Annotated in this window: 9 protein-coding genes; 8 read left to right on the top strand and 1 reads right to left on the bottom strand. The window is 70.6% G+C overall.

Going from position 1 to position 12,514, the window contains the following annotated elements; translation table 11 throughout:
* The first annotated feature begins 130 nt into the window (after positions 1-130).
* The 3 genes from ABD331_RS42610 (at position 131) to ABD331_RS42600 (ending at position 4,451) form a co-directional block, all read left to right on the top strand.
* Positions 131-1,705, top strand: coding sequence for a sensor histidine kinase (locus ABD331_RS42610; RefSeq protein WP_344488289.1), 1,575 nt, complete (start codon positions 131-133; stop codon positions 1,703-1,705).
* Positions 1,702-2,358 carry a response regulator gene (locus ABD331_RS42605; RefSeq protein WP_344488287.1) on the top strand — a complete coding sequence of 219 codons (657 nt, stop codon included), beginning with the start codon at positions 1,702-1,704 and terminating at the stop codon, positions 2,356-2,358. Before ABD331_RS42610 ends, ABD331_RS42605 begins: the two co-directional genes overlap by 4 nt.
* A gap of 329 nt (positions 2,359-2,687) precedes the next feature.
* A complete protein-coding gene (locus ABD331_RS42600) occupies positions 2,688-4,451 on the top strand; it encodes a VanW family protein (protein WP_344488285.1) in 1,764 nt (587 codons plus the stop codon).
* An 84-nt stretch (positions 4,452-4,535) separates the two neighbouring features.
* On the opposite strand, the gene ABD331_RS42595 is transcribed toward ABD331_RS42600, so the two are convergent.
* Entirely contained in the window at positions 4,536-5,603 is a 1,068-nt protein-coding gene (locus tag ABD331_RS42595) for a PQQ-dependent sugar dehydrogenase (RefSeq protein WP_344488283.1), read from the bottom strand.
* A 38-nt stretch (positions 5,604-5,641) separates the two neighbouring features.
* Between ABD331_RS42595 and ABD331_RS42590 the strand changes: the two genes are divergently transcribed.
* The 5 genes from ABD331_RS42590 to ilvC form a co-directional block, all read left to right on the top strand.
* Positions 5,642-6,550, top strand: a complete 909-nt coding sequence (locus tag ABD331_RS42590) for a 2-hydroxyacid dehydrogenase (protein WP_344488281.1) — start codon at positions 5,642-5,644, stop codon at positions 6,548-6,550.
* Positions 6,551-6,786: 236 nt separating this feature from the next.
* Complete coding sequence (locus tag ABD331_RS42585; RefSeq protein WP_344488279.1) at positions 6,787-9,414, top strand: putative bifunctional diguanylate cyclase/phosphodiesterase; 2,628 nt, start codon at positions 6,787-6,789, stop codon at positions 9,412-9,414.
* 204 nt (positions 9,415-9,618) lie between these two features.
* Complete coding sequence (locus tag ABD331_RS42580) at positions 9,619-11,358, top strand: acetolactate synthase large subunit (RefSeq protein ID WP_344488277.1); 1,740 nt, start codon at positions 9,619-9,621, stop codon at positions 11,356-11,358.
* The gene (ilvN, locus tag ABD331_RS42575) at positions 11,351-11,875 is read left to right on the top strand and encodes an acetolactate synthase small subunit (RefSeq protein ID WP_344488275.1); all 525 of its coding nucleotides are present in this window, start codon (positions 11,351-11,353) and stop codon (positions 11,873-11,875) included. The genes ABD331_RS42580 and ilvN overlap by 8 nt, the downstream gene beginning before the upstream one ends.
* 23 nt (positions 11,876-11,898) lie before the next feature.
* Positions 11,899-12,514, top strand: a 616-nt coding sequence (gene ilvC, locus ABD331_RS42570) for a ketol-acid reductoisomerase (protein WP_344488557.1), incomplete at its 3' end; no start/stop codon positions are given.

The following is a 12,514-nucleotide window of genomic DNA, read 5'->3' as shown; positions in this document are numbered from 1 at the left end:
TCCAGGGGGGATTTTCACCGTTATGGAACTGGCATGGTGAAGTCCCGGCCCCGACGCGTACAGCCTTTGCACGCTTGGCGTCATAGTGGTCGTATTGGTCGCGACCCGGACGTGACCTGGGTTTGTTTCCATGGGCAGCGTGAGACGGGTTCGTGACGCCTCCCTGGGGACCCAGTTGTTCGTCCTCCAGATGGTGATCGTGCTGCTGGCCGTCGGCGGCACCGGCGGCGTGTGGGCCGAGCACACGCGTGCCCAGCTCGACGAGCTGCACCAGCAGCGGGCGCTGGCGATCGCGCAGGCGGTGGCCGGGCTGCCCGAGGTCAGGCGGGCGTTCACGCTGGAACGCCCCGAGGTCGTGCTGCAGCCGCTGGCGGTGAGCGTCCAGCACGAGACCGGCGCCGACTACGTGGTGATCGCCAACACCGAGCAGGAGCGCTACGCCCACCCCAACGCGACCCTGATCGGCAAGCGGCTGTCCACCGACGGCAGCACGGTGCTGCGCACGGGCCGGAGCTGGGTCGGCACCGAGACCGGCACGATCGGCACCACGGTCAGGGGCAAGGCGCCGATCCGCGACGAGTACGGCACGGTCATCGGCCTCGTCTCGGTCGGCGTGCTGGAGACCACGGTCATCAGCCAGGTCTTCCAGGCGCTGCCGCCGCTGATCTGGACGGCGCTGGCGGTGCTGCTGGCCGGGCTGGCCCTGGCCGTGCTGATCACCGCGCGGGTGCGCAGGCAGACGTTCGGGCTGGAGCCGCGCGAGATCGCGGCGCTGCTGGAGCAGCGCGAGGGCGTGCTGCACGGCGTCAAGGAGGGCGTGCTCGCGCTCGACCTGGCAGGCAGGGTGACGCTGGTCAACGACGCCGCCCGTGAGCTGCTCGGGGACGTCGGCGAGGACCTGACGCAGATGCCGGTCTCCGAGCGCATGCGTGACGTGCTCGGCGGCGCCGACCCAGGCGAGGACCGCATCGTGCTGCACGGCGACCGCGTGCTGGTGCTCAACCGCACCCCCGTCTGGGTGCGCGAGCGCCACCGCGGCTGGGTGGTCACCCTGCGGGACCGCACCGAGCTGATCCGCCTGGCCCGCGAGCTGGACGACGCCTCCAGCGCGACCGAGGCGCTGCGGGCGCAGGCGCACGAGTTCGCCAACCGCATGCACACCGTGGTCGGGCTGCTGGAGCTGGGCGAGCACGAGGCGGCCGTCGGCTTCATCACCCGCATCACCCACGGCGCCTACGCCACCGGCCTGCGCGAGCGCATCCAGGACCCCACGCTCGCCGCCCTGCTGCTGGCCAAGTCGGCCGAGGCGGCCGAGCGCGGCGCCGAGCTGGTGCTCGCCGACGACTCCTCGGTGCCCGACGGCCTGCTCGGCGACCCGCGCGACGCGGTCCTCGTGGTCGGCAACCTGGTCGCCAACGCCATCGACGCGCTCGACGGCGCGCAGGGCACGATCGAGGTCTCGGTGCGGGCCGACGCGGGCGGGCTGCGCGTGCGGGTCGGCGACTCGGGCCCCGGCATCGCGCCCGGCCTGGTGGAGGAGGTCTTCAGGGAGGGCTTCACGACGAAGGCCGCCCAGTCGGGGCCGCGCGGGCTGGGGCTGGCGCTGACCCGGCAGGTCTGCCTGCGCAGAGGCGGCTGGGTACGTGTACGGAACGCGGGCGGGGCGGTCTTCACCGCGCTGCTCCCGGCGAAGGCAGGCTCATGATCGGCGTACTGGTCGTCGACGACGACTTCATGGTCGCCCGCATCCACAGCGGCTACGTGAGCCGGGTGCCGGGCTTCAGCGTCCTGTCCGTCGCGCACAGCGGCGCCGGCGCGCTCGCGGCGGCGGCCGAGCTGCGGCCCGACCTCGTGCTGCTCGACATCTACCTGCCCGACATGTCCGGCCTGGAGGTGCTCAAGGCGCTGCACGACGTGGACGTCCTCATGGTCAGCGCCGCCCGCGACGTGCCCACCGTCAGGGAGGCCATGCGCGGCGGCGCGGTCAACTACCTCATCAAGCCGTTCACCGCCGCCGCCCTGGCCGAGCGCCTCCAGCAGTACGCCGACACCCGCCACCGCCTGACCGCCATCGGCGCCGAGGCCCGCCAGGACGACGTGGACCGGCTCTTCGGCACGCCCAAGACCGCCGTGCCCATGCCGAAAGGGTTGTCGGCGGCCACCTGCGCGCTGGTCGCCGATACCCTGCGGGATGCGGGCCGCGACCTGTCAGCCGCCGAGGCTGCCGAGCTCACGGGCCTGTCGCGGGTCAGCGCCCGCCGTTATCTGGAACACCTGTGCGCGGCGGGGCAGGCCGAGTTTCGGCCACGTTACGGCACGGCCGGCCGGCCTGAACATCGCTACCGGTGGCTAGGTTGACACATTTCCGTAGCCATTTCCCGTGACATATGCGGATCCCCGTGCCTTACTGTTGCCTGAGACTTGGCTGCGGACCGGGAGGAGATTGAGGCGTGCGTAACGCCGGACCGATCGAATCACCGACCGACCCGTTCGCCTCGGTGCCCTTACCGACGTCGGCCGTCTCCAGAAAGCCGCGGATCGAAGGACTGCCCCCGGGAGTCTCCCGGGACATCTTCGGACCGCCGGAGAGACAGGAACCCCGGCCGGCCCAAGGCCCGAGCGCTCCGGGCGGTCCGGCGGGCAACGGCGCACTGCCACCGGTGGCGCCGCCCGCGCAGCCCTGGCCCATGGCCGCGGAGAAGGACCAGAAGGCCCAGCCCGTCGCCGCGTTCGGCATGCCGGAACGGCCCTCGCCGTTCGAGCCGGAGCCGCCCCGCCGCGGCCGGCTGCTGCCGAGCCTCGTCGTCCTCGTGCTGGTGCTGGCCGCGCTCGCGTACGTGGTGCCGGCCGTGCTCATGTCCGGCTCCGTCCTGCGCGGCACCCACGTGTCCGGCGTGGACATCGGCGGCCTCACCGTGACGCAGGCCGCCGACAAGCTCCGCACCGAGCTGGGCGCCAAGCTCGCCAAGCCCGTCATCGCCGACATCGGCGGCAAGAAGGACACGATCCAGCCGGACGAGGCCGGGCTCGAACTCGACGTCGTCGCCACCATCGGGCAGGCGCCCAGCGGGTTCCCCAGCCCCGAGGAGGTGTGGCGCGGGCTCGTCGGCAGGACCGACCTCCAGCCCAAGATCACCGTCGACTCCTCCCAGCTCACCAGGACCGTCGAAGGCCTGGCGGAGAGCATCGACAAGCCCGCCGTCGAGGGGCGCGTGACCTTCACCGGCCTGCAGCCCAGGGCCCGCCAGCCCGAGGACGGCGTGCTGCTCGACAGGGACGACGCCGTGAGCCGGGTCAGCGAGGCCTTCCTGAACGGCGGCGGCACCGTCGTCCTCACGCTCAGGCCCGCCAAGCCCGCCACCACCCCCGAAGCCGTCACCGCGGCCGTCGCCAAGGCCAAGGCCGCCGTCGCCGCGCCGCTCACGCTGACGCTCGACGGCAAGCAGGTGCAGGTCCCGCCGGCCATGATCGCCGCGAACCTCACCTTCAACGCCGACGGCGACGGCTCCCTCGTGCCCCAGTTCGACGCCGAGAAGGTGCTCGCCTCCGTCGAGGGCAACCTCGTGGACGCGGCGCAGCAGCCGCGCGACGCCTCCTACCAGATCGTGGACGGCAAGCCCGTCCTGGTGCCCGCGCGCGCGGGCCGCGGCGTCAACGACAAGCTGCTGGCCAGGGACGCCGAGAAGGTGTTCGCCGAGGGCGGGGCCCGCGCGATCCCGGTCCGGCTCGGCACCGTCGCGCCCACCGTGGAGACCACGCAGATCCAGGGGCTCGGCATCAAGGAGCTCGTGGGCGAGTTCACCACCACGTTCGACTGCTGCCAGCCCCGGGTGAAGAACATCCAGCTCATGGCGCAGAAAGTGGACGGGTACCTGGTCAAGCCGGGCGACACCTTCTCCGTCAACGACGTGCTGGGGGAGCGGACCGTCGAGGACGGGTACGTCGAAGCCGGGCAGATCGTCGGCGGCCGGATGGTCAACATCGTCGGCGGCGGCGGGTCGCAGTTCGCGACCACCATGTACAACGCGGCGTTCTTCGGCGGCTTCGACGACGTCGAGCACCAGCCGATGGACTACTACGCGCCGCGCTACCCGGCCGGGCGCGACGTGGCGCTGCTCCACCCCGACCTGGACCTGAAGTGGCGCAACGACTCCGAGCACGGCGTGCTGATCAAGACCGCGTCCACCGCGACGTCGGTGACGGTGTCGCTGTGGAGCACCAAGCGCTACGACAAGGTCGAGGCCGTGGAGTCGGAGCGGCGGGACTTCACGCCGTTCCGGCGGGAGAGCAGCTCGGCGGCCGACTGCCTGCCGACTGTGGGGGAGCAGGGGTTCACCATCGACGTGACCCGGGTGTTCCACCAGGACGGCAAGGTGGTCAAGAAGGACAAGAAGCTGACCACCAAGTACCGGCCGCAGACCCAGACCACCTGCACGGCCGTCACCCGCTGAGACCCGGGCGCCAGGTCACCCGCCGGCGCCCGGCCCCAGCGCATACCTCTGAGGACCTCAGCCCGCTACGGTGGCGTAGCGGGGTCAGGACGGGGTCAGGGCCATGATGCGGTCATCACCGTCCTTGGGGGAACCACGCCCGTCCTTGTTGCTGGTGCCCACCCAGAGCTTCCCGTCCGGCGTAGCCGCGACCGCCCGCAACCGCCCGTACCGCTCGGTGAAGTGCGCCACCGGAGCCCCGGCGGAGCCGTCCTCACCGAGGGGGATCTGCCACAGCCGGGCCCCGCGCAAGGCCCCCACCCACAGCGACCCGTTCGCGTAAGCCATCCCAGAAGGGGAAGCCTCCGCCGTGGACCAGGTGAGGATCGGGTTGACGTAACGCTGGTCGTTGCCGCGCCCCTCCACCTCGGGCCACCCGTAGTTGGCCCCCGGCTCGATCCGGTTGACCTCGTCGTAGCTGTTGGCGCCGAACTCGGAGGCGTACAGGCGGCCGGAGCCGTCCCAGGCGAGGCCCTGCACGTTGCGGTGGCCGTAGCTGTAGACCAGCGTCCCGAACGGGTTGCCGGGCGCGGGCGCGCCGTCCACGGTCATGCGCAGGATCTTGCCGCCGAGCGAGTCGAGCCGCTGGGCCAGGTCGCGGTCGCCGGTCTCGCCGGTGGTGGCGTACAGGAAGCCGTCGGGGCCGAAGGCGAGCCGGCCGCCGTTGTGGATGCCGCCCTTGGGGATGCCCTGCACGAGGAGTTGCTGGTCGGTGAGGCCGTTGCCGGTGAGGCGGTAGCGCACGATGCGGTTGTCCAGCTCGGAGGTGTAGTAGAGGAAGAGCTGGTTCTCCTTGGCGGCCACGCCCATGAGGCCGCCTTCGCCGTCGGGGTGGGCGTCCTCGATCCTGGCCAGGTCCGTCACCTGGCCGGTTCGGCTGACGCGCAGCACGCGGGCCGTGTCGCGTTCGGTGACGACGGCGTCCCCGCCGGGCAGGAAGGCGATCCCCCACGGCACGGCGAGCCCGGTCACCACGTCCTCGGGATCACTCGGGGCGGCCCCCGCCGACACGGCCGCCGTGGGGAGCACTTCTCCGCCGCGAGTGGTGCAGGCCGTGAGCCCGGAGCATGCCGTGAGTGCGGTCAGTAGCATGATCGTCCAGAGCTTCCTCATGTGTTCCATACTTCCCCCGTAGTCGTAAGGTTCTCGGCATGAAGACCTGGGTTCCGTCCGATTCGGTGGCTGATGAACTGTCCAAGCTTCCCGGCGTCGAATGTGCCGTATATGACGGCACGTCCCTGATGCCGGATGGGGTGGAGGAAGTGGAGGTGTGGATCCCTCCGCTGGTCACCGTGCCGGACGTGCCGGGGACGCTGGCCAGGATGAGCTCGCTGCGGCTGCTGCAGACCGTGACGGCCGGGGTGGAGCCGTACCGGCCGCACATGCCCGAGGGCGCGGTGCTGTGCAACGCGCGCGGCGTGCACGAGGCGGGCACCGCCGAGTGGGCGGTGGGGGCCATGATCGCGGTGCTCAGGGAGTTCCCCGGGTTCGTGGACGCGCAGCGCAGGGGCGAGTGGACCTATCACCACACCGGCGTGCTGGCCGACTCGACGGTGCTGATCGTCGGCTACGGCTCGATCGGCGCCGCGCTGGAGCGCCGCCTGGACGGGTTCGAGGTGGAGATCGTCAAGGTGGCCAGGAGCGCCCGCGACGGCGTGCACGGCATGGACGAGCTGCCCGCGCTGCTGCCGGAGGCGGATGTGGTGGTGCTGCTGGTGCCCGCCACCGCCGCCACGGCCGGGATGGTGGACGCCGCGTTCCTGGCCAGGATGAAGGACGGCGCGGTGCTGGTGAACGCCGCCAGGGGCGGGGTCGTCGACACCGAGGCGCTGGTGGCCGAGCTCAAGACCGGCCGGCTGCGCGCCGCGCTGGACGTGACCGCGCCCGAGCCGCTGCCCGAAGGTCACTCTCTGTGGAGCGCGCCGGGCGTGCTGATCACCCCGCACGTGGCCGGCAGCACCCCCGCCTCCGTACGCCGCACGCTGCGTCTCGTCCGCGCCCAGGTGGAGAGATACCTGGCGGGAGAGCCCTTGGTGAATGTCATCACCGACTCGTACTGAGAGGATCCCGGAACGTGGCTGGTCCGTGACCTTCGGTGCGTACGGTTGCGTTTGCAGGGAGTTCCTGACTCACTGTCAAGGAGCTCTTGGCGGCAATTGGTCTGTCTGGTTATCAGATCGGTGACGACATCGGCGTTGTCACCACCCGCGCACCCACGACAGCACACACTGGCGAAGTGATCGACCGGGCTTCGGCGGTCACTGGTGCAGAGTTCGAGACGGGATGGGCAACGACTGTGATCCGCTGGCGTGATCCCCGGGTGCCGCCGGCCGCCGCTGCGGCCGCCGGCGCGGTGGCGTTCGCCGCCGCCCTCCTGACGGAGAGCCCGGCCTTGGTCACCGGAGCGGTCGCCGGAGGAGTGGCGGCGCTGATCGCCGCGGCCTCCTTGCTGATCGCCTCGGTGAAGCAGACCACGCACCGCCCGACGGCCATGGGCGCCCGCTGGATGGGCGGCGGGGCCGTCATCTGGACCGCCGGGGTGGCGCTGCGGCCGTTCACCGAGAGCTTCTTCGACAGCTTCGCGGCCATGTTCATGCTGCTCGGCACGGTCGTCATGGCGAGCGGCGCGCTGCTCGCCGCCGACCGCAAGTTCCCGGCCAGGGTCGCCTTACGGCATCTCACCGACGCCTATCTGTGCACGGCCTCGCTCTTCCTGATCGGCTGGATGGTGGCGCTGCGCCACGTGTACGCCGAGACCGCCGACGCGGCCGCCTTCACCCTGGTCATGCTGCCGCCGCTGGTGGGGCTGCTGGTGACGTTCGCCGTGGTCCCGTCGGTGCTGACCAGCAGGTCGTCGTCCTGGCTGCTCGGCCTGGCGGGCGTCGGCGCGCTGGCCGCGATGACCGTGGCCGGCATCTCGGCGGCGGTGGCCCGGCTCATGGACGCCGAGCCGCAGCTCTGGGGCGTCATGCTCGCGCCCGTCGCGTTCCTGCTGCTGGCGGCCGTCCCCTGGGGGCCGCGGGTCAGGCAGGCCAGCCGGCCGTCGGTCGGTCACGCGGTGGCGCTGGTGCCCCTGGCGCTGGTGGCGGTGGCCGCGGGCACGCTGCTGGTGCACCAGGCGGGCGGGCGCGTCGGGCCGCCGGTCACCGGCGTCGTGGTGGTCGCGGTCTCGGTGGTGCTGCTCCTGCTGGTGCGCCTGTTCGTGGTCTCGGTGGCCAACGTACGGCTGCGCGGCCTGGTCAAGCTGAGCGAGCGTCAGCTCAAGGAGCTGGCGGAGAGCACCGGCGACGTGGTGTTCACCTGCGACTACGAGGGCGTGGTGCGCGAGATCGGCGCGGGCGTCGAGGTCACGTACGGCTACAGCCCGCAGGAGCTGGTCGGCGGGTCGATCTTCGACTACATCCACCCGGAAGACGTGCCCGGCATCCAGGTCGCCATGCGCGCGATGAACCTCGACGAGGACAACACCGCGCCCGGCGCCTGCCTGATCGCCTGCCGCGTGCGCGCCGCCGACGGCACCTGGCGTCCCACCGAGTCCGTCGCCACCCGCCACGCCGGCGGCGAGGCCCTGATGCTCGTGACGACCCGCGACGTCAGCGACGAGGAGGCGCTGCGCAACCAGGTCGCCCACCTGACCTTCCACGACGGCGTCACCGGGCTGCCCAACCGCGCCTACTTCGAGGAGCGCACCCGCGAGGTGCTCTCGGGGCGCACGTCCGGCACCGGCACGGGGAACGTCGCGGTGATCTTCCTCGATCTCGACGGGTTCACCTCGGTCAACGACTCGGTCGGCCACGCCAGCGGCGACTACCTGCTCGGGCAGGCGGCCCGCAGGCTGCGCGGGGCGGTGCGCGCCGACGACACGCTGGCCCGGTGGGGCGGCGACGAGTTCGCGGTGCTGGTGGAGACCGGCGGCGACGCGCAGATCGCGGTCGACCTGGCCGAGCGGCTGGTCCGGGCGGTCTCGCAGGAGCCGTTCCGGGTCGCCGACCGCGACGTGGCGCTGACCGCGAGCGTGGGCGTCGCCTTCGCCGAGGACGACCTGCCCGCGGGCGACCTGATGCGCAACGCCGACGTGGCCATGGCCCGCTCGAAGGAGCTGGGCGGGCGGCGCGTGGAGGTGTTCGCCGCGCAGATGCACGCCGACGTCATGCGCCGCCTGGAGCTGGCGGCCGACCTGCAGCGGGCGCTGATCGAGCAGCAGTTCGCGATCGAGTACCAGCCGGTGGTCGATCTGGCCACCTCGCGGGTGACCGCGGTGGAGGCGCTGGTGCGCTGGTGGCGCGGGTCGGTGTTCGTGCCGCCTGAGCAGTTCCTCGGCGCGGCCGAGGACACCGGGCTGATCGTGCCGCTGAGCGAGTGGATCCTGCGCGAGTCGTGCCGCGAGGTGGCCGCCTGGCGGGCCTCGTCCTGGGACATCGGGCTGTCGCTGAACCTGTCGGCCCGCCAGATCATGGCGCCCAGGTTCGTCGAGACCGTCGAGGAGGCGCTGACCGAGAGCGGGCTGCCCGCCTCCGTGCTCACCCTCGAAGTGATCGAGGAGATGCTCGTCGAGGACGCCGAGGAGACCATTAAGCGGCTGTCGGAGTTGCGGGCGCTCGGCGTGCGGCTGGCGATCGACGACTTCGGCACCGGCTACGCGTCGCTGGCCTTCCTCAGGCAGCTGCCCGTCGACATGATCAAAATCGATCCGTCGTTCGTCTCCGGGCTCGGCAAGGACGACACGCTGACCCTGCTCACGCGCACGATCGTGCGGCTCGGGCACGACCTCGGGCTTATCGTGGTGGCCGAGGGGATCGAGCGTCCCGAGCAGCTCGAACTGCTCAAGCAGATGGGCTGCACGAGGGGGCAGGGTTTCCTCGTGGCGCGGCCGATGGCGGCGCGCGGAGTCGACTCGCTGATGCGGACGAGTCTCACTGTTTGAGACTTGTGTCCACGAAGTTGGCGTGATGGCGTTCGGAGCGGCTATGGTGTAGGGCATGCTTCGCAGTGAGATTCTCGTAGTACTTCGCCGGCGCGCAGGCCGATAGCGAAGCACGACGACCTGCGCGCCGCCCCAGACCCGCCGCCTGGTGGGAAGGGGCATTTTTTATGTCCTTAAGCGAGTAGCCACGCAAGGAACGAGCCGATGACCGAACGGATGACAGGTGCACAGGCCCTGGTCAGGGCGCTGGAGCACGTGGGAGTCGACACAGTGTTCGGGATCCCGGGCGGTGCCATTCTGCCGGCCTACGATCCTCTCTACGACTCGACCAAGGTCCGGCACGTGCTCGTACGGCACGAGCAGGGCGCCGGTCACGCGGCCGAGGGCTACGCGCAGGCCACGGGCAAGGTCGGGGTGTGCATGGCGACGAGCGGCCCGGGCGCCACGAACCTGGTGACCCCCATTGCCGACGCCTTCATGGACTCCGTGCCGATCGTGGCGATCACCGGTCAGGTGGCCTCCCCGATGATCGGCACGGACGCCTTCCAGGAGGCGGACATCTCCGGCATCACCATGCCGATCACGAAGCACAACTTCCTGATCACCGACGCGGCCGACATCGCCCGTACGATCATGGAGGCCTTCCACATCGCCTCCACCGGCCGCCCAGGCCCCGTCCTCGTGGACATCTCCAAGGACGCGCTGCAGGCCGAGACCACGTTCAGCTGGCCGCCCACCATGCAGTTGCCGGGCTACCGCCCGGTCACCAGGCCGCACTCCAAGCAGATCCGTGAGGCCGCCAAGCTCATCGCCGAGTCCAGGCGGCCAATCCTCTACGTCGGCGGCGGCGTCCACAAGGCCCGCGCCTCGGCCGAGCTGCTGCAGCTCGCCGAGCTGACGAACATCCCGGTCATCACCACCCTGATGGCGCGCGGCACGTTCCCCGACAGCCACCCGCAGCACATGGGCATGCCCGGCATGCACGGCAGCGTCTCCGCCGTGGGCGCGCTGCAGAAGTCCGACCTGATCATCGGCCTGGGCGTGCGCTTCGACGACCGGGTGACCGGCCACCTGCCGTCCTTCGCGCCGTACGCGAAGGTCGTGCACGCCGACATCGACCCGGCCGAGATCTCCAAGAACCGCCACGCCGACGTGCCGATCGTGGGCGACTGCAAGGAGGTCCTCACCGACCTCATCGCCGCCGTCCAGGCCTCCGGGCAGAAGGGCGACTACGACGAGTGGTGGACGATACTCAACGGCTACAAGCAGACCTACCCGCTGGGGTACGACACGTTCGACGACGGCTCGCTGGCCCCGCAGTACGTCATGGAGCGGCTGAGCGCCATCGCAGGCCCCGACGCGTACTACGTGGCCGGGGTGGGGCAGCACCAGATGTGGGCCTCGCAGTTCATCGACTACGAGAACCCGGGCACGTTCATCAACTCCGGCGGCGCGGGCACGATGGGCTTCGCCGTGCCGGCCGCGATGGGCGCCAAGATGGGCCAGCCGGACGCCACCGTGTGGGCGATCGACGGCGACGGCTGCTTCCAGATGACCAACCAGGAGCTGGCCACGTGCGCGCTTGAGGGCGTGCCGATCAAGATCGCCGTCATCAACAACGGTAACCTCGGCATGGTCCGCCAGTGGCAGACGCTGTTCTACGACCAGCGTTACTCCAACACCGACCTTCAGTCCCCCCGCCGCATCCCTGACTTCGTCAAGCTGGCGGAGGCCTATGGTTGTGTGGGCCTGCGGTGCGAGCGTCCCGAGGACGTGGACGCCGTGATCAAGAAGGCCATGGAGATCAATGACGTGCCTGTCGTGGTCGACTTCGTCGTCCACCAGGACGCCATGGTCTGGCCCATGGTCCCGGCGGGCACCAGCAACGACACCATCCAGATCGCCCGTGACATGGCTCCGAAGTGGGAGAACGACGATGAGTAGACACACGCTGTCCGTGCTTGTCGAGAACAGGCCGGGCGTCCTGGCGCGCGTGTCGGCGCTGTTCAGCCGCAGGGGGTTCAACATCGACTCCCTGGCCGTCGGGCCCACCGAGCACGACGACATCTCCCGCATGACGATCGTGGTCAGCGTCGAGGAGCTGCCGCTGGAGCAGGTCACCAAGCAGCTCAACAAGCTGGTGAACGTGCTCAAGATCGTCGAACTCGACCCGACCCAGTCGGTGCAGCGCGAGCTGATGCTGATCAAGGTCAAGGCCGACTCCGAGAGCCGCTCGCACGTGCTAGAGCTGGTCAACCTCTTCCGCGCCCGCTGCGTCGACGTGGCGGCCGACGCCGTGACCATCGAGGTCACCGGCACTCCCGACAAGCTGGAGGCCTTCGTCAAGGTCCTCGAGCCGTTCGGGATCAAGGAACTCGTCCAATCGGGCATGGTGGCCATCGGCCGCGGCGCCCGCTCCATCACCGACCGGTCCCTCAGGGCACTGGACCGTACCGCCTGAAAGGTTTTGAGCAAGTGACCGAGATTTACTACGACGACCAGGCCGACCTGTCGATCATTCAGGGACGCCACGTGGCCGTGCTGGGGTACGGCAGCCAGGGCCACGCCCACGCGCTCTCCCTGCGTGACTCCGGCGTGGACGTGCGCGTCGGCCTGCCCGAGGGCTCCAAGAGCCGCGAGAAGGCCGAGAACGACGGCCTGCGCGTGCTCACCCCGTCGGAGGCGGTGGAGGAGGCCAACCTCACGATGATCCTGGCGCCGGACCACATCCAGCGCCACCTGTACGCCGAGCACGTCGCCCCCAACCTGGTCGAGGGCGACGCGCTGTTCTTCGGCCACGGCCTGAACATCCGCTACGGCCTCATCGAGGCCCCGGAGGGCGTGGACGTGTGCATGGTGGCCCCCAAGGGCCCCGGCCACCTGGTGCGCCGTCAGTTCGAGGCCGGGCGCGGCGTGCCGTGTCTGGTGGCCGTGGAGAAGGACGCCTCGGGCAAGGCGCTCGACCTCGCGCTCTCCTACGCCAAGGGCATCGGCGGCACCCGCGCGGGCGCGCTGCGCACCACGTTCAAGGAGGAGACCGAGACCGACCTGTTCGGTGAGCAGGCCGTGCTGTGCGGCGGCGTCTCCGAGCTGATCAAGG

This window comes from Nonomuraea monospora (assembly GCF_039531895.1).
Lineage (GTDB): Bacteria > Actinomycetota > Actinomycetes > Streptosporangiales > Streptosporangiaceae > Nonomuraea > Nonomuraea monospora.
The sequence above is the reverse complement of the archived record's forward strand: the minus strand, read 5'-3'. Positions and strand labels throughout refer to the sequence as shown.